Source organism: Bradyrhizobium sp. ORS 111 (assembly GCF_045571485.1).
Classification (GTDB): domain Bacteria; phylum Pseudomonadota; class Alphaproteobacteria; order Rhizobiales; family Xanthobacteraceae; genus Bradyrhizobium.
In genome coordinates this window covers 731,127-748,711 of sequence record NZ_CP120701.1, presented here as the reverse complement: position 1 = coordinate 748,711, position 17,585 = coordinate 731,127, and the positions used below count along the sequence as shown (strand labels likewise).

Below are 17,585 nucleotides of genomic sequence, written 5' to 3'. Positions count from 1 at the left end.
CGATCTGGTTGAGCCGTCATTGTCTTCAGGACAAGCTTTTTTTCGAGATGGATGCGCGGGTCAAGCCCGCGCATGACGATCTCACGAAAGCCTCGCCCCCGGCTTCAGCGGCGTGCCGCGCAGGAAGTCCGCCGCCTGCATCCGGGCCTTGCCTTCACGCTGCAGCTCGAGCAGGCGGACCGCGCCGTCGCCACAGGCGATCGCGAGGTTGTCGTCGAGCACATCGCCGGGAGCGCCCGAGCCGCTGGCCAGTTCGCAGCGCAGAAGCTTCAGGCGCACTGGCGTGCCGCCATCATCCAGTTCCGTCCACGCACCCGGGAACGGCGACAGCCCATGAATGTGCCGTAGCACCGCGCGCGCCGGCTTGCTCCAGTCGATCTTCGCCTCGGCCTTCTCGATCTTGGCGGCATAGGTGACGCCGTCCTCGCTCTGCTTCGTGAGCTGCAAACCCCCGCGCTCCAGCCCGCCCATCGCACGCACCATCAGATCGGCGCCGAGCGGCGCCAGCGCATCGTGGAGATCGGATGCCGTCATGGTGTCTGTGATGGCGAGCCGCTCGGCCATCGCGACGTCGCCGGTGTCGAGGCCGACATCCATCTTCATCACCATCACGCCGCTCTCGGCATCGCCGGCCATGATGGCGCGATTGATCGGAGCGGCGCCGCGCCAGCGCGGCAGCAGCGAAGCATGCAGGTTGAAGCAGCCGAATTTCGGCGCGTCGAGAATGGCCTGCGGCAGGATCATGCCATAGGCCACCACGACCGCCGCATCCACATCATGCGCGCGGAATTCTTCGAGCGCCTCCGGCGTCTTCAGCGTCTTCGGCGTCAACACGGGAATGCCGAGCCGCCGCGCCTCGCGCTCGACCGGCGTCGGCTGCAATTGCAGGCCGCGCCGCCCGCCCGGCTTCGGCGCGCGGGTGTAGACCGCTGCGACCTCATGGCCGTGCGCCACCAGCTCTAGCAGCGTCGGCACGGCGAAATCGGGCGTGCCCATGAAGATCAGGCGGAGAGGCATCACCAGCACTCGCTGCGTTCCCTCCCCCCTTGCGGGGGAGGGCAATCGCATTTGGGAAAAAAACGCCCTGTGGCCCATCCTTCGAGACGCCCGCCTTTGGCGGGCTCCTCAGGATGAAGTCTTGTTTTGCGGCACGCTAGTAGACCCTCATGGTGAGGAGCGCCGCTTGCGGCGCGTCTCGAACCGCGAGGCCGAGGACGTGCGCAGCCATCCACGGCGGCATATGCGATAGCCCTGCCTTGCGGGGGAGGGTTAGGGAGGGAGGTAGCCGCAACGGCGGTGCTTGCGGCTACCCACCTCTCCAGCTCTCCCCCACAAGGGGGGAGAGGGCATATCGCGCAAGCGAAAACGCCCTTCACGCCAGATCTACTCCGCCACGCGCTTGGCGGCCTTGGTGAACTTCTTCAGGACGCGGTCGCGCTTGAGCTTGGACAGATAGTCGACGAACAGCACGCCGTTGAGATGGTCGATCTCGTGCTGGATGCAGGTGGCATAGAGCCCTTCGGCGTCCTCTTCGTGCAGCTTGCCGTCAAGATCCAGGAAGCGGACGCGGACGCGCGCCGGACGCTCGACCTCCTCGTAATATTCGGGGATCGACAAGCAGCCCTCTTCGTAGACCGAGAGTTCCTCCGAACGTGCGATGATCTCCGGATTGATGAAGACGCGCGGCTTCGGCGTCGTCTCGCCGTTCTCGTCGCGCTTGGCGAGGTCCATGGTGATCAGCCGCAGCGGCTGCGCGACCTGGATTGCCGCCAGCCCGATGCCGGGCGCGTCATACATGGTCTCGAACATGTCGTCGGCGAGCTTGCGGATCTCCGGCGTCACCTTCTCGACAGGTTTCGACACCAGCCGCAACTGCTTGTCCGGCAGGATGATGATTTCTCTGATAGCCATGCGCGCGATTTAAGCCGCTGATCTGCGGGGGTCAATGCGCTGCGGAACCGGTTAAGGCGGCCTTAACCACGTTTCTTCAGCTCGGGTTAACCAAGAAAATCAACGAACGATTAACCATAAGCGTTCCCTCTTCGTTCGCGCTCGCCGGCGAATCGGCTACAACTGCTGATATGAACGAGATCCTCCTGACCATCGGCGACCTGCCCATCCGCGTCTCCGACGCGCTGCTCGCCCTTGGCGTGCTGGCGCTGGCCCTGCTGCTGACCATCGCCCTGGTGATCGCGCGGGCGAGCCGACGCGGCGCGGAACTCGCGATGGCCCAGACCATCCGCGCCGACGAGTTGGAGGAGCGGCTCGCCGACATGCTGCGCGCCCAGAGCGAGGCTTCGGGCCGGGTCGACGCCATGGCCCAGGCGCTCGCCGGCAGGCAGGCCGAGATGGCGCGCGCCGTCAACGAGCGGCTGGATTCGGTCACCCACCGCGTCGGCCAGTCGATGGAACAATCGACGCGCAACACGATGGATTCACTGCGCATGCTGCACGAGCGGCTCGGCATCATCGACCATGCCCACAAGAACCTCAACGAGCTCACCACCCAGGTGACGACGCTGCGCGACGTGCTCGCCAACAAGCAGTCCCGCGGCGCCTTCGGCCAGGCGCGGATGGAGGCGATAGTCCAGGACGGCCTGCCGAAGGGCTCCTACGAGTTCCAGCACACGCTGACATCGGGCAAGCGGCCGGATTGCGTGGTGTACCTGCCCGACCAGCGGCCGCTTTGCATCGACGCGAAGTTTCCGCTGGAGGCGATGACCGCGCTGCACGACGCGCGCAGCGACGAGGAACGCAAATTCGCCAGCCAGCGGCTGCGCAGCGACGTACTCAAACATGTCAGCGATATCGCCGAAAAATACCTGATCCCCGGCGAGACCCAGGACACCGCGCTGATGTTCGTGCCGTCGGAGTCGGTCTATGCCGAGATCCATGACGGCTTCGACGACGTGATCCAGAAGGCCTATCGCGCCCGTGTCGTGCTGGTATCGCCGTCGCTGTTGATGCTGGCGATCCAGGTGATGCAGCAGATCTTGAAGGACGCGCGGATCCGCGACGCCGCCGACCAGATCCGCAACGAGGTGATGCATCTCGGCGACGATCTGGCCCGCCTGCGCGAGCGTGTGGTGAAGCTGCAAAACCACTTCGGCCAGGTGAACGAGGACGTCAGGCAGATCCTGATCTCCGCCGACAAGATCGAGAAGCGCGCCGGCCGCATCGAAGAACTGGACTTCAGCAAGTCCGAGGCCCCGATCGAAGTCCCCCGCTTCGTCAAAGGCGCGCCGCCCGAGCTGTTCCCCGCCCCGCGCAAGCTGCAGGCGGGGGAGTAGTATGAGGCGCTGATTCCACCACATAATCGCTGTCATCGCCCGGCTTGATGTTTAGTCTGGACAGATCACTGACAGGTGTTCGGAGACATAGCTGACACATCAAGAATGGCTGGATTGGTCCGATTCGGGAGGCCGTCCATGCCGTGGAGCGAGGTGTCAGTCATGGATCAGCGACGCGAGTTCGTGCGTCTTGCGATGCAGGAAGGAGCGAACCGGCGGGAGCTATGCCGCCGGTTCGGGATCAGCCCTGACGTCGGCTACAAATGGCTGAGGCGCTGGCAGGCCGGAGATCGGGAGTTGGCGGATCAGTCGCGCCGTCCGAAGAGGATGCCCAAGCGCAGCGCCGCTGTGGTGGAAGCGGAAGTTGTCGCCGTCCGCGACAAGCATCCGGCTTGGGGAGCACGCAAGATCGCCCATTGCCTCAAGCGTGGCGGGCAGGCTGTGCCTGTCCCGTCCACCGTGCATCGGATCCTGTGTCGGAACGACAGAATCAAGCCGAGCGAGAATGCGCCGCCCAACCCTGGACATCGGTTCGAGAAGGAAGCTCCCAATCAATTGTGGCAGATGGACTTCAAAGGCCACATACCGCTCGCCAACGGGATGCGTTGCCATCCGCTGACGGTGGTCGACGATCACTCGCGCTATGTCCCGTGCCTGAAGGCATGTGCGAACGAGCAGCGACCCATGGTGCAGGAGCATCTGACGGCCACGTTCCGCCGCTATGGGCTGCCCGACGCCTTCTATATCGATAATGGCTCACCTTGGGGCGACACATCCGGCGTGCGCTGGACCGGATTGAAGGTGTGGCTGCTCAAGCTCGGCATCCGGGTGGTGCATGCCAGACCGTGTCACCCGCAGGGCCGCGGCAAGAACGAGCGCTTCCATCGCACCCTCAACGCGGAAGTGTTTGCCATGCATCTCTTCCGCACCTTGCCGGAGGTCCAACGCGCGCTCGACGCCTGGCGCATGATCTACAATCTGGAGCGGCCTCACGAGGGGCTCGCTATGCAGGTGCCCGCCGATCGCTTTCGGCCGAGTTCACGCGCGATGCCGGCGCGTCTTCCGCAGGTGCAATACGACGTCGGCGAGACGGTTCGGACCGTCTCGTCGACCCGAAGCTACATCTCCTTCAAGGGACGGTTCTGGAAAGTTCCGCAGGCCTTCTTCGGCGAGCGTCTTGCTATCCGGCCGCTCGATCGCGACGGCCACTACGGAATCTTCTTCGCCAGTTGGCAAATCGCATCAATCGACTTGACCGATGGCCAACCTGTCAGTGATGTGTCCGAACAGGTGTCAGCCATGTCTTCGGGCTAAACACTTGACCGGGCGATCCAGTATCCCAGAGGGCGCAGTTGGGATCACGCAGCTACTACGTCTACATCCTCGCCAGCCAGATCGGCGGCACGCTCTACATCGGTGTGACAAATGACCTCATACGCCGCGTGGGCGAGCACAAACTGAAGCTCGTCGAGGGTTTCACCAAGCAGTACGACGTCAATCGGCTGGTCTATTTCGAGGCCTTCGAAGATATCGAACAGGCGATTAAGCGCGAGAAGCGGCTGAAGAAGTGGCCCCGTGCGTGGAAGGTTTCGCTGATCGAGAAGGATAATCCGGACTGGATTGATCTTTACCCGGAGATTGCCGCGGGCGGCGGATAGGCCTCTGGAATACTGGGTCGCCCGGTCAAGCCGGGCGATGACAGTCTTTTTTGGGCCGCAAGCCGCAGGCTGGAGAGTGGTATTGGACGCGGTTGTGACCGCATATTTGGTGTCATCGCCCGGCGTGAACCGGGCGATCCAGTATTCCAAAGACGGGGTGGGAACGAGATTGTCTCCACTTGTCGTTCCTGCGAAAGCAGGGACCCATACGCCGCGGCTTTCATTGTTGAGGAGCTCGTTGTTCCGACATCGCCCACCAACCACTATTCGTGGTTATGGGTCCCTGCTTTCGCAGGGACGACACCGAATTTGATGCGGCATCCCCGCCGGGCGATGACAGTCTTTTTGGGGCCGAATCTGGTAACAACTTGCCTATGACCGCACCTGAAACCTCGTCAGACGCGTCCGCCAAGCCATCCGCTCCCAGCGCCGTCTCCTGGCGCGACAGCCTCGCCGTGTATCTGCAGCCGCGCGTGCTGATCGTGATGCTGCTCGGCTTCTCCTCGGGCCTGCCGCTGGCGCTGTCGGGCTCGACCTTGCAGGTCTGGATGAAGGAGGCCGGGGTCGATCTCGGCACCATCGGGCTGCTCGCGCTGATCGGCACGCCCTACACGCTGAAGTTCCTCTGGGCGCCCCTGGTCGACGCGCTGCACGTTCCGCTGTTCACGCAAGTCTTCGGGCGCCGCCGCGGCTGGCTGGTGTTCTCGCAATTGCTGTTGATCGCCGCGATCCTCGTGCTGGCGATGGCCGATCCGGCGCGATCGCCGTGGTTTGCGGCGTTCGCCGCACTTCTGGTCGCGACGGCCTCGTCGACACAGGACATCGTGGTCGACGCGTTCCGCGTCGAGAGCCTGCCTGAGCCCGAGCAAGCCGCCGGCATGGCATCCTACGTCGCGGCCTACCGCGTCGGCATGCTGGTTTCGACCGCCGGCGCGCTGTTCATCGTCAGCGGCTTTGAATCGGGCGGGCTCGCACGCACATCCGCCTGGATGTGGGGCTATGTGGTGATGGCCGCGCTGATCCTGATCGGCACCATCACCGCGCTGGCCGCTACCGAGCCCACGCAATCCAGGAACGCCGAAGCGGCGACGCATGCGCAGACTGCGCTCCAGCGCGTGCTCCGCGCAGCGCTTGGCGCATTCTCCGAATTCCTCGGCCGCAAGGACGCCTTCGCGGCGCTGGCCTTCGTGGTTCTGTTCAAGTTCACCGACGCATTTTCCGGCACCATGACCGCGCCGTTCGTGATCGATATCGGCTTTTCCAAGGTCGATTATGCGGCGATCGTGAAAGGCGTCGGGCTTGCCGCAACGCTGATCGGCGGCTTTGCCGGCGGCTTCGTGGCGCGGCGCTATTCGCTCGCGACCAGCCTCTGGATCGGCGGCGTGCTGCAAGCGATCGCCAATCTCGCGTTCTCCTGGCTCGCGCATGTCGGCGTCAATCAATGGGCGCTGGCGCTGGCGATCACGGCGGAGAACTTCACCAGCGCCATCGGCACCGTGATCTTCGTCGCCTACCTCTCGGCGCTGTGCCGCAACCCGCTGCACACCGCGACCCAGTATGCCCTGCTGACCGCGCTGGCCGCGGTCGGCCGCACCTATCTGTCGTCAGGCGCGGGTTATGTGGCCAAGGCCGTGGGCTGGCCGGTGTTCTTCGTGATCTGCGTGCTGGTCGCGATCCCGAGCCTGTTGCTGCTCGCCTGGCTGCAGCGGCGCAAGCATTTTGAGGAGCTGGGGCCGGTGAGGGTTTAGTTTACCGTCTGTAGCCCGGATGGAGCGAAGCGCAATCCGGGAATCGTTTGAGCTTTGGATAAGCGTCCCGGATTTCGCTGCGCTCCATCCGGGCTACGATAGTTGTTCGTAGAGAAGCCGCGGCGTACTGGATCGCCCGGACGAGCCGGGCGATGACACCGAAGTTGCGGCACAACCTTACTTCGTCACCACGCTCCATTTCGTGACGATGGCTTCGCTCATCTGGCCGGCATCCTCCGCGCAGGCGATCTCATCGACCTTGACCGAGATTTCCTTGCCGGCGAGGCTCCTGAGTTGCGCGGCCTGGGCTTGGCTGGTCGTGACCAGTTGGAACGTCTCCGGCCCGGTCTCGAGGTTGCATAGACCGTTCGGCGGCGGCAGGCGGCGCGGCTCGCTGGTGATCTGGTAGGTTGCGACGCGCTTGCCGCCGTTCTTGGCGTCGCGCACCCGCATGGCGTTGAGTTCGCCCGACAGCACATCACCCGCCCTGATCAGCTTGCCGGGCTTCTGCGGCGCGTCGCTCGGCTGCGCCCCGGCACAGGGCGCGAGCAAGACCGCAGCCAGAAGCGCAAAGCCCAGGCCTACGCCAAATCGGTGTGTCGTCATGTCCAGTGGTTCCGTATCTGATTCGTCAGAGCGTGAATGACCGTCCCCGAATCGTCATCCAACCCTATCACGTCGTTTCAGTGCGATCTTTGCCGACCGCGCTGATCGCATGGCGATGCCGCGGCGCTCGTTTGAATCTTGTTTTAGAACAGCGTCCGCTGCCGCATGGCAGCGGATAGCGTACCTTCATCGAGGTAATCAAGCTCGCCGCCAACCGGCACGCCATGCGCCAGCCGCGTCACCCGCACATTGGCGTCTGTCAGAAGGTCGGTGATGTAATGCGCGGTGGTCTGACCATCGACGGTGGCGTTGAGCGCCAGGATGATCTCGCTGACCTCAGGCGCATGCGCGCGCGCCACCAATTGATCGATCGTGAGATCCTGCGGGCCGACCCCGTCGAGCGGCGACAGCGTCGCGCCCAGCACGTGATAGCGGCCGTTGGTCGCATTCGCCCGTTCCAAAGCCCAGAGATCGGCGACATCGGCAACCACCACGATGATCGAGGGATCGCGGCGCGGATCGGTGCACACCGTGCAGGGATTTTGTGTATCGATGTTTCCGCAGGTCTTGCAGACCTGAATCTTGTCGATCGCGACCTGCAAGGCCGCAGTGAGCGGCGTCATCAGCGCTTCGCGCTTCTTGATCAGATGCAGCGCGGCGCGGCGCGCCGAACGCGGCCCAAGCCCGGGCAGCCGCGCCAGCAACTGGATCAGGCGCTCAATCTCAGGGCCGGCGACGCTTGCAGCCATTACAGCATGATCCGGAAAAGTGTGAAGCGGTTTTCCCTCGCGGCAAACGCCAAAGGCGTTTGCGCGGAGATCATGCTCAAACAAGGAGCCAGAGCACGATGATGCTTCATCTTAATCTCGCCGCGCTTCAAGTCAGACCAAGTCCCGGCGGCAGGCCGAGCCCACCGGTCAGCGCCGCCATTTTCTCCTGCATGGCGGCCTCGGCCTTGCGGCGGGCATCGCCATGCGCGGTGACGAGCAGGTCCTCGAGCACCTCGCGCTCCTCCGGCTTCATCAGCGAGGGATCGATCCTGACGCCCTTCACTTCCATCTTCGCGGTCATGCGCACCGCGACCAGACCGCCGCCGGAAATGCCTTCGACTTCGACATTGCCGAGCTCGTCCTGCATCGCCTGCATCTTGGATTGCAGCTGCGCTGCCTGTTTCATCATGCCAAGGAAATCAGCCATGCGAGCATCCTGTCATCAGATCAACCGTCGTCACTGTCGGAAGTTTCAATCGGATCCTCGATCATATCCGACGCCGGCGGCTCCGCAGCGAGGCGACGCACCTCGACCACCCGCGTGCCTGGGAAGCGTGCCAGCACCTCTTGCACGCGCGGATCAGCCTCGGCGGCGCGCTGGTGCTCGTTCCGCGCCAGCTCGTTCTGCGAGCGCACGGTGGGCTGGCCGGCCTCGTTGGAGATGATCACGGTCCAGCGCCGCCCGGTCCATAGTTCGAGCTTGCGCGAGAGGTCGGTGACGAGGCCGCGCGAGGCCTTCGGCTCGAGCGCGATCTCGAGCTGTCCATCCTCGATGCGGACCAGCCGCACATCGGCCTCCAGCGCGCTCTTGGTCATCAGGTCGCGCTTCTCGCCGGCGAGTGCGATCAGTTGCGGGAAGCTCGCGATCCGCAGCACGGGCGCAGCGTCAGCAGCCGGCGCGGCCATCTGCGGACGCGCAGCCAAATCGGCACGCGGCGCTGCCTGGGGTGCGCGGACCGGAGCGGACGGCATCGCTGATATCGCCGAAGTCGGTGCGCCACGGGAGGATGCCGAAGCGCCCGACGTCGCGGGCGCAGCGCCGCCGCCGTTCTGCTCGATCATCCGGATCACCTCGTCCGGGGTCGGCAGGTCGGCGACATAAGCGATCCGCACCAGCACCATCTCGGCGGCGGCGGCCGGACGCGTCGCGGCCTGCACCTCGGTGATGCCCTTGAGCAGCATCTGCCACATCCGCGACAGCACGCGCATCGAGAGTTTCGCGGCAAACTCACGCGCGCGCACGCGCTCGGTCTCGCCGAATGCGACGTTGTCGGCGGTGGCCGGCACGACCTTCACGCGGGTGACGAAATTGACGAATTCGGCAAGGTCGGACAGCACCACGACCGGATCGGCACCGACGTCGTACTGCGCACGGAACTCGGCGAAGGCGCTGGCGATATCGCCGCGCGCCAGCGACTCGAAGAGATCGATGACGCGGGTGCGGTCGGCAAGCCCGAGCATCTGCCTGACCGCATCGGCTTTCACCTCGCCTGCGGCGTGCGCGATGGCCTGGTCGAACAGCGAGAGCGAATCGCGCACCGAGCCTTCGGCGGCGCGGGCGATGATGCCGAGCGCCTCCGGCTCGACCTCGACGCGTTCCTTGGCCGCGATGTTGCCGAGGTGCTTCATCAGCACGTCGGCTTCGACGCGGCGCAGGTCGAAGCGCTGGCAGCGCGACAGCACCGTGATCGGAACCTTGCGGATTTCGGTGGTGGCGAACACGAACTTGGCGTGCTCCGGCGGCTCCTCCAGCGTCTTCAGGAAGGCGTTGAAGGCCGCGGTCGACAGCATGTGGACTTCGTCGATGATGTAGACCTTGTAGCGCGCGCTGGCCGGCGCATAACGCACGCTGTCGTTGATCTGGCGCACATCGTCGACGCCGGTGTGGGACGCGGCGTCCATCTCCAGCACGTCCATGTGCCGGCTTTCCATGATCGCCTGGCAGTGGATGCCGAGGTCGGGCATGTGGATGGTCGGCCCCTTCACCGAACCGTCCGGCTTCTCATAGTTCAAAGCACGGGCGAGGATGCGGGCGGTGGTGGTCTTGCCGACCCCGCGCACGCCGGTCAGGATCCAGGCTTGCGGAATCCGCCCGGTCTCGAACGCATTCGAGACGGTGCGCACCATCGCCTCCTGGCCGATCAGGTCCTCGAAACTGGAGGGGCGGTATTTGCGGGCGAGCACACGGTAGGGCTTGGCGGCGTCGGGCGCACCGCCGAGGTCAAAGCCGCCGTCGAGGCTCGCTTGGCCTGCGCCGTCGGGCAGATGGGAGGGGGCGCCAGCGTCGTTCATGCGTCGATCCGCAACTTGGATTTCTCTTGCAGCCGGCGTGCGGATAGGAGCCGAAATCGAGCGCCGGGCGCGGAGACCGCCATTCCAGCGCGATTCGCTCGGAAAAACAGGTAGGAGACTGACGAGCGACCCGATCCGGACCTCGTTAGGGCTGCTTCCTTCCGGACCTGACCCGGTTGGCGAGTGGCTCGTCCACCGCCAATCTCCCGGTCCCTATTTGGGGCCAAAAGAGCCGGAAAGCAAGCGGCCTGACCCGGCTTTGTAAGGCTGGCTTTGTGGGACTTGTAAGGGAACACGGAAAGGCATTATTTCGCCCTCATGCCCGCCGCCAACTGGACGCTGCATTCGCAGCTCAAGAAAGACACCATCGACATCGGCGATCTGCCGCTGTGCAAGGTGCTCGTCATCAAGGACGCGCATTATCCCTGGCTCCTGCTGGTGCCGCGACGCGAGGGCGCGGTCGAGATCATCGACCTCGACGAGGTCGAGCAGGCGCAACTGATGACGGAGACCTCGCGGGTCGCGCGGGCCCTGAAAGAGATCACCAAGTGCGACAAGCTGAATATTGCGGCCCTCGGCAACCTGGTGCCGCAGCTTCACGTCCATGTCATCGCCCGCCGTACGAGCGATGCTGCATGGCCGCGTCCCGTTTGGGGCGTGATGCCGCCGCTGGCGCATGACGCCGAGGAAGTGCAAAATTTCATCAACGCGCTTCGCCGCAAGATCTGGTTGGGTTGAGATGTCAGCATTCGACAAGTTTCCACTCGGGCAACCGGCCTTCGTCACACACGTCTTGGATCGCGCAGCGCATCTGCGCACCAGCGACGAGAAGCTGTTCGCGCTCGAAGGCCACCGTGAAGCCCGCGCCTATGTGATCTATCGCGACTCCCTTGTCGTGAAGCAGGACGCCGACGGCCCCCGTGCGCTGCTGTCGTTCGAGGAGGCGCGAACCTTCGGCGCCAACCCCGGCACGATCTTTTTGGGTCTGCGCGACGGCGCGCCGATCTTCGGCATGGGCATCGCGCCCCAGGCAGCCGAGAAGCTGGTCGGCCGCAGCGACGTCACCGTGACCGAGCTGCGCGGCATGGCGATGCAGGGCGCTGTCCCGGCCGAGCAGCTTTCGGCGATCGCCATGGCGAAGTCGATGGTGACCTGGCATCAGCGCCACGGCTTCTGCCCGAACTGCGGCACCCGCACCGCGATGCGAGACGGCGGCTGGAAGCGCGAATGCCCGAGCTGCAAGACCGAGCATTTCCCGCGCACCGACCCGGTCGTGATCATGCTGGTCACCTACGGTGACAGGGTGCTGCTGGGCCGGCAGAAGCAGTTCATGCCCGGCATGTATTCCTGCCTCGCCGGCTTTGTCGAAGCCGCCGAGACCATCGAGGACGCGGTGCGGCGCGAGATTTTCGAAGAATCGGGCATCCGCTGCACCGACGTCAATTACTACATGACGCAGCCCTGGCCCTATCCGTCGTCCCTGATGATCGGCTGCACCGCGCGCGCCACCAACGAGGACATCGTGGTCGACCGCACGGAGCTGGAGGACGCCCGCTGGTTCAACCGCGACGAAGCGACGCTGATGATCAAGCGGCAGCATCCCGAGGGTCTCGCCGGCCCGCATCCGTTTGCGATTGCCCATCACCTGCTCGGACGATGGGTGCATCACGGAGATGCTTCCGGCAAATAACGGAAACGGGACATCATCTCGCCAGAGCAAGATGAGTTAAGATGGAATCAGCTCGACCGCAAAGGCGGTTCACCTCTCCCCGACGGGGAGAGGTCGATTTGCGCAGCAAATCGGGTGAGGGGCCGCGGCTCCAATGAGAGACAGTAACCCCTCACCCGGCGCTACGCGCCGACCTCTCCCAAGGGAGAGGTGAATCTCCGGTGCCGCTCTCGTTCAACTTCATCTCATCGCGCTTTAGATTGGATCCGGACGCAGGGTTTGGCAGAGCCGTCATGACGTACCCCGCATGAACTTTCAGACCGGCGCGCCGAAAACTCCGCCGCGCATTCTCTGCATCGGCATGCCGGTGCGAGACCTCACCTTCCGCGTCAGCGGCGTGCCTCCGCGCGGGTCGAAGGCGCGCGCCACGCATTTCGAAGAGATCTGCGGCGGCAACGGGCTCAACGCCGCGATCGGCATCGTGCGGCTCGGGGGCCGCGCCTCGCTGTGCGGGCCGATGGGCGATTCGCTGGAGACCTCGAGCCGCTTCATCTTCGACAAGCTCGCCGAGGAGGGCGTCGAGACCACGCACATCGTGCACGTGCCCGATCTGGCCACTCCGATCACGACCGTCATGATCGATTCGGGCGGCGAGCGCACCAACGTCACCTTCCGCGATCCCGGGCTGTGGAACGTGAAACTGCCGCCGACCGAGCTATTGCTGGAGGATTGCGCGGCGATCCTGACCGAGAGCCGCTGCGCGCCGTTCTGCACGGAGCTTTGCGCCGAGGCGAACAGGCGCGGGATCCCCGTGATCGTCGACGTCGACCGCGTGATGTCGCTGGAGGACGGGCTGTTGTCCGCCTCGTCCCACCTGATCTTCTCCAGCGGACCGCTGCAAGAGACGGCCGGCGTCACCGATGACGGCGCCGCGCTCCGGAAAATAGCCAGGCTCAGCGCATCCTTTCTCGCCGCCACGCGCGGCCCGCGGGGCACGATCTGGCTGAACGAGAAGGGGGAGCTGGAAGAGACCTGCGCCTTTCCGGTCCACGCCGTCGACACACTCGGCGCCGGGGACATCTTCCATGGTGCGTTTACGCTCGCCATCACCGAGCAGCAGGAGCTGCGGCAGGCGCTGCGATTCGCCTCCGCCGCCGCAGCGCTGAAGTGCACCCGCTTCGGGGGCGCTTATGCCGCACCGCAACGTGCTGAAGTTGAAGGATTTTTGGCGGAGCAGCAGGACGCACGGCCGGCTTAGGGGACGAGGAACCACTTGCTTGAGAAGATTTTTCTATATATGACGGATATCAACCGATCATATGGAACTTTCTTCTATGACAGACGTCGCCGTTCCGATTCACCAGGATAGCCGCCGCCTCGACGCGATCGATCGCAAGATCCTGACCGTCCTGCAGGAAGATGCCTCGCTCTCCGTCGCCGAGATCGGCGACCGGGTCGGGCTGTCGTCGACGCCGTGCTGGAAGCGCATCCAGCGCCTGGAAGCCGACGGCGTGATCCTGCGCCGGGTGGCGCTTGTCGACCAGAACAAGATCGGGCTCGGCATCTCCGTGTTCGTGTCGGTCGAAAGCGCCGACCATTCGGATGCCTGGCTGCGCAAATTCGCCGACGCTGTGAGCGCGATGCCCGAGGTGATGGAGTTCTACCGGATGGCCGGCGATGTCGACTACATGCTGCGCGTCGTGGTCGCCGACATGCAGAGCTATGACATCTTCTACAAGAAGCTGATCAGCGCCGTGCCGCTGAAGAACGTCACCTCGCGCTTCGCGATGGAGAAGATCAAGTCGGTCACAGCGTTGCCGGTGCCGGCGGCGTAATCGCCGACACTCGCCGCGACCACGGCACGCTCCCAGGTAGTTGTCCGGCAGTGCATTTAACCTGAAGTTAGTTCCGCCGGCGGTATCATCGCGCCATGGAGCCGGGGGACATCATCCCGACGACGCGATGGCCGGCATGGCTGGGGGCGGTTGCGTTGCTGATCGCGAGTTGGATCGCGGTCACAGCACTGTCGTTGCAAGTCCGTGCAGGAGCCGAAGTGATCGCCGTGGCCTTTCCACCATGGTGGGGGGCGGAGCGCACGCTTCTGGCCGCCGCATCCGCCCATGCGTCGATCGTCCGGATGACGGCCGTTCCGACGCTGCTGGTGGTGCGGCCCGACCGCGATGGCGGGCTGAACCGACTGTACGAGGCCGGAGCCTGGCTGACCATTGACCCGCAGGCGGTCGCTGCCTGCATCAAGGCCGATGACGGTGTGGGGGTTGGGGATGACCTTCGAAGGCGATGACATGGCCGCCCTGCGCGAGACCGCCAGCAGGATACTGCTCGCAGTGCTGTGGCTGCATGTTCCGATCGCGGCCCTCATCGGCGTCTCGCTTCATGCCGACTGGCTCACGCCGACCGTCTTCATGGTGGCGATGGCGCTGTCGGCGACAATATCCTGGCGCATGTCAGGAAGCGGCGCCGCGACCCAGATGATCGTTGCCGTGGCCTTGATGGCCGGCGTCTCGATGTTCGTGTTCCAGTTCGTCGGCCACGCCTGGCAGGTCGACATGCACATGTACTTCTTTGCCGCGCTGGCATGCCTGGTCGCCTATTGCGACTATCGGCCCATCGTCGCGGGCACGGTGGCCGTCGCGCTGCATCATCTGACCCTGAACTTCATTCTGCCGGCCGCCATCTACCCGGGCGGCGGCGACCTTGGCCGCGTCGTTCTCCATGCCGCCATTCTCCTGATCGAGGCCGGGGTTCTGATCTGGCTTGCGCACACGCTCGCCCGCCTGTTCGCGACGGCGGCCGAGAAAGCGGCGGAGGCCGAAGCAGCCAGTGCTGCGGAGGCGCGCGCCAACGTGACTCGTCTCGAGGCCGAGCAGGCGAAGCGAGACCGTGATGCGGCGAGGGGCGAACTCGCCGCGGCCTTCGAGCGCAAGATTGCCGGCGTCGTCGAGGCCGTTGCGGCGGCAGCGAGCGCAATGCAGGCCCTGTCGGCATCTATGAACGGCAGCAACGCGGAAACCATGCGCCAAGCCACGGCAGCCGCCTCCGCATCCGCGCTGGCATCGACCAATGTGGAAACGGTGGCGTCGGCGACGGAAGAGCTGACCGCTTCGATCAACAACATCGCCGAGCAGGTGACCCGCTCCACGCGGATCGCCGCCAAAGCCGCCGGGGACGCGCGGCGCACCAATACCGTGGTCGACGGCCTCGCCGCCGGCACGCAGAAGATCGGCGAGGTGGTGACGCTGATCCAGAGCATCGCCAGCCAAACCAACCTGCTGGCGCTGAACGCGACGATCGAGGCAGCTCGTGCCGGCGAGCACGGACGGGGATTTGCAGTGGTCGCGAGCGAGGTCAAGGCGCTCGCCAACCAGACCGCCAAGGCGACCGAGGAAATCGCCGCGCAGATTCAGGATATCCAGACCGCGACTGCGGAGGCCGTCAATGCCATCGAGGCGATCGGCGGCACCATCGCCGAGATCGACCAGATCTCCGGCGAGATCGCCGCGGCCGTCGACCAGCAAGGCGTCGCGACTCGCGAGATCTCCGGAAACCTGCAGCAGGCCGCCGACCGCACCAGGGAGGTGAACAAAGGCATCCTGAGCGTCAACCAGGCGTCCGAACAGGCCGGCCAAGCGACCGCGCAACTGCTCGACGCAGCCAACGGCCTGTCGTCGCAGTCGGAGTGGCTGAAGGCCGAGCTCGACGGTTTCCTCGGCTCGCTGCGGGCGGCGTGACGAGCCTGTCGCCAATCCACTCAACTGTCGTCGCCCGCCACCGGGTCGCGCGAACGCGCGCCCGATGACAGGCTCCGGCGGGCGACCCAGTATTCCAGAGGCGGTCGTTTTTCGACCGGGGGCCGCGGCGTACTAGATCACCCGCATGCGCGGGTGATGACAGGCTTGTATGCGGCAATTCCGTTCAGATCTTCTGATTGTACTCGCCGACCTCGGGATGCGTGCGCAGCACGGAATCCATCGCTTCGAACATGTCGCGCATGCGCTGCTCGCTGACGGGGCTTTCGACGACGACCACCAGCTCCGGCTTGTTCGAGGATGCGCGCACCAGGCCCCAACTGCCGTCCGCGACCGTGACGCGCACGCCGTTGACGGTGACGAGATCGCGGATCGGCTGGCCTGCGACCTCGCCGCCCTTCTGCTGCAACGCCTCGAAGTGCTTCACCACCGCATCGACGACGCCATACTTCGCCTCATCGGCACAATGCGGTGACATGGTCGGCGACGACCACGTCTTGGGCAGCGCGTTCTTGAGGTCGGCCATCGACTTGCCGGGCGCGCGGTCGAGCATCTCGCAGATCGCGATCGCCGAGACGAGGCCGTCGTCATAGCCGCGACCGAACGGCTTGTTGAAGAAGAAGTGGCCGGACTTCTCGAAACCGGCGAGCGCGCCCAATTCGTTGGTGCGGCGCTTCATGTAGGAATGGCCGGTCTTCCAATAGACCGTCGTCGCGCCCTGCTTTTGCAGTACGGGGTCGGTGACGAACAGTCCCGTCGACTTCACGTCGACGACGAACTGCGCGTTCTGGTGGATCGCCGACATGTCGCGCGCCAGCATCACGCCGACCTTGTCGGCGAAGATTTCCTCGCCGGTATTGTCGACCACGCCGCAGCGATCGCCGTCGCCGTCGAAGCCCAGGCCCACATCCGCCTTGTGCGCCAGCACCGCATCGCGGATCGCGTGCAGCATCTCCATGTCTTCGGGATTCGGATTGTATTTCGGGAAGGTGTGGTCGAGCTCGGTGTCGAGCGGGATCACCTCGCAGCCGATCGCCTCCAGCACCTGCGGCGCGAATGCGCCCGCGGTGCCGTTGCCGCAGGCCGCCACGACCTTCAGCTTCCGCTTCAGCTTCGGCCGGTTGGTGAGGTCGGCGATGTAACGCGCCGGATAGTTCTCGTGGAATTGGTAGGAGCCGCCCGCCTTGTTCCTGAACTCGGCGTTGAGCACGATCTCCTTCAGCCGCGTCATCTCGTCCGGGCCGAAAGTGAGCGGCCGGTTGGCACCCATCTTCACCCCGGTCCAGCCATTGTCGTTATGCGAGGCGGTGACCATCGCGACGCAGGGCACATCGAGATCGAACTGCGCGAAGTATGACATCGGCGTGACCGCAAGCCCGATGTCGTGCACCTTGCAACCCGCCGCCATCAGGCCCGAGATCAGCGCGTATTTGATCGAGGCCGAATAGCCGCGGAAATCGTGGCCGGTGACGATCTCCTGGCGGACGCCGAGCTCCGCGATCAGCGCGCCGAGCCCCATGCCCAGCGCCTGCACGCCCATCAGGTTGATTTCCTTGTTGAACAGCCAGCGCGCATCGTATTCGCGAAACCCGGTCGACTTCACCATCGGCTCGGATTCGAAGGCATAGGTATTCGGAACCAGCGCGGCTTTCGGCTTGGGGAACATCAGGAATGGCCTCGTGGGAGTGCGGAGGAACAATGCCGCTGGCTTTAGCGAATGCATCGCCGCAGCGGAAGGCAGGATTGACGGCTTTTGGCCAATAATTGCGGCAGATTTGGCGTCGG

Annotated in this window: 17 protein-coding genes and 1 other RNA gene; 10 read left to right on the top strand and 8 right to left on the bottom strand. The window is 64.7% G+C overall.

Annotation, left to right across the window (positions count from 1 at the left end; translation table 11 throughout):
- Positions 1 to 81 precede the first annotated feature (81 nt).
- Both fmt and def read right to left on the bottom strand, forming a co-directional pair.
- Complete coding sequence (gene fmt, locus P6U30_RS03425) at positions 82 to 1,017, bottom strand: methionyl-tRNA formyltransferase (RefSeq protein WP_407170342.1); 936 nt, start codon at positions 1,015 to 1,017, stop codon at positions 82 to 84.
- A 366-nt stretch (positions 1,018 to 1,383) separates the two neighbouring features.
- A complete protein-coding gene (def, locus tag P6U30_RS03420) occupies positions 1,384 to 1,911 on the bottom strand; it encodes a peptide deformylase (RefSeq protein WP_407150003.1) in 528 nt (175 codons plus the stop codon).
- Positions 1,912 to 2,081: 170 nt separating this feature from the next.
- On the opposite strand from def, the gene P6U30_RS03415 reads away from it, so the two are divergent.
- The 4 genes from P6U30_RS03415 (at position 2,082) to P6U30_RS03400 (ending at position 6,696) form a co-directional block, all read left to right on the top strand.
- Positions 2,082 to 3,290: a DNA recombination protein RmuC gene (locus tag P6U30_RS03415; RefSeq protein WP_407168134.1), complete on the top strand. Its 1,209-nt coding sequence runs from the start codon at positions 2,082 to 2,084 to the stop codon at positions 3,288 to 3,290.
- 138 nt (positions 3,291 to 3,428) lie between these two features.
- Positions 3,429 to 4,604 (top strand): IS481 family transposase, encoded by a 1,176-nt coding sequence (locus tag P6U30_RS03410; protein WP_407164520.1) that lies wholly within the window; start codon positions 3,429 to 3,431, stop codon positions 4,602 to 4,604.
- A 38-nt stretch (positions 4,605 to 4,642) separates the two neighbouring features.
- Complete coding sequence (locus P6U30_RS03405) at positions 4,643 to 4,948, top strand: GIY-YIG nuclease family protein (protein WP_407168133.1); 306 nt, start codon at positions 4,643 to 4,645, stop codon at positions 4,946 to 4,948.
- 374 nt (positions 4,949 to 5,322) lie between these two features.
- Positions 5,323 to 6,696, top strand: a complete 1,374-nt coding sequence (locus P6U30_RS03400) for an AmpG family muropeptide MFS transporter (RefSeq protein WP_407168132.1) — start codon at positions 5,323 to 5,325, stop codon at positions 6,694 to 6,696.
- Positions 6,697 to 6,873: 177 nt separating this feature from the next.
- Here the strand turns inward: P6U30_RS03400 and P6U30_RS03395 are convergent, their stop codons facing one another.
- The 5 genes from P6U30_RS03395 to ffs form a co-directional block, all read right to left on the bottom strand.
- On the bottom strand, positions 6,874 to 7,302 hold the full coding sequence (locus P6U30_RS03395; RefSeq protein ID WP_407168131.1) for a hypothetical protein: 429 nt from the start codon (positions 7,300 to 7,302) through the stop codon (positions 6,874 to 6,876).
- 143 nt (positions 7,303 to 7,445) lie between these two features.
- Positions 7,446 to 8,051: a recombination mediator RecR gene (gene recR / locus P6U30_RS03390; protein WP_407149998.1), complete on the bottom strand. Its 606-nt coding sequence runs from the start codon at positions 8,049 to 8,051 to the stop codon at positions 7,446 to 7,448.
- 127 nt (positions 8,052 to 8,178) lie between these two features.
- On the bottom strand, positions 8,179 to 8,499 hold the full coding sequence (locus tag P6U30_RS03385) for a YbaB/EbfC family nucleoid-associated protein (RefSeq protein ID WP_407168130.1): 321 nt from the start codon (positions 8,497 to 8,499) through the stop codon (positions 8,179 to 8,181).
- Between the two features lie 20 nt (positions 8,500 to 8,519).
- Positions 8,520 to 10,364 (bottom strand): DNA polymerase III subunit gamma/tau, encoded by a 1,845-nt coding sequence (locus P6U30_RS03380; protein ID WP_407168129.1) that lies wholly within the window; start codon positions 10,362 to 10,364, stop codon positions 8,520 to 8,522.
- A 110-nt stretch (positions 10,365 to 10,474) separates the two neighbouring features.
- Positions 10,475 to 10,571: signal recognition particle sRNA small type (gene ffs / locus P6U30_RS03375), an RNA gene on the bottom strand.
- A gap of 111 nt (positions 10,572 to 10,682) precedes the next feature.
- Here ffs and P6U30_RS03370 point away from each other — a divergent pair.
- The 6 genes from P6U30_RS03370 to P6U30_RS03345 all read left to right on the top strand — a co-directional run bounded on the left by P6U30_RS03370 (position 10,683) and on the right by P6U30_RS03345 (position 15,782).
- On the top strand, positions 10,683 to 11,102 hold the full coding sequence (locus P6U30_RS03370) for an HIT domain-containing protein (protein WP_407168128.1): 420 nt from the start codon (positions 10,683 to 10,685) through the stop codon (positions 11,100 to 11,102).
- 1 nt (position 11,103) lies between these two features.
- On the top strand, positions 11,104 to 12,054 hold the full coding sequence (gene nudC / locus P6U30_RS03365; RefSeq protein WP_407168127.1) for an NAD(+) diphosphatase: 951 nt from the start codon (positions 11,104 to 11,106) through the stop codon (positions 12,052 to 12,054).
- Between the two features lie 286 nt (positions 12,055 to 12,340).
- Positions 12,341 to 13,291, top strand: coding sequence for a sugar kinase (locus tag P6U30_RS03360; protein ID WP_407168126.1), 951 nt, complete (start codon positions 12,341 to 12,343; stop codon positions 13,289 to 13,291).
- A gap of 76 nt (positions 13,292 to 13,367) precedes the next feature.
- Complete coding sequence (locus tag P6U30_RS03355; protein WP_407168125.1) at positions 13,368 to 13,868, top strand: Lrp/AsnC family transcriptional regulator; 501 nt, start codon at positions 13,368 to 13,370, stop codon at positions 13,866 to 13,868.
- A 155-nt stretch (positions 13,869 to 14,023) separates the two neighbouring features.
- Positions 14,024 to 14,335, top strand: a complete 312-nt coding sequence (locus P6U30_RS03350) for a hypothetical protein (RefSeq protein ID WP_407168124.1) — start codon at positions 14,024 to 14,026, stop codon at positions 14,333 to 14,335.
- Positions 14,316 to 15,782 (top strand): methyl-accepting chemotaxis protein, encoded by a 1,467-nt coding sequence (locus P6U30_RS03345; protein ID WP_407168123.1) that lies wholly within the window; start codon positions 14,316 to 14,318, stop codon positions 15,780 to 15,782. Before P6U30_RS03350 ends, P6U30_RS03345 begins: the two co-directional genes overlap by 20 nt.
- Before the next feature lie 184 nt (positions 15,783 to 15,966).
- On the opposite strand, the gene P6U30_RS03340 is transcribed toward P6U30_RS03345, so the two are convergent.
- Entirely contained in the window at positions 15,967 to 17,466 is a 1,500-nt protein-coding gene (locus P6U30_RS03340) for a phosphomannomutase/phosphoglucomutase (protein ID WP_407168122.1), read from the bottom strand.
- Between the last annotated feature and the right edge of the window lie 119 nt (positions 17,467 to 17,585).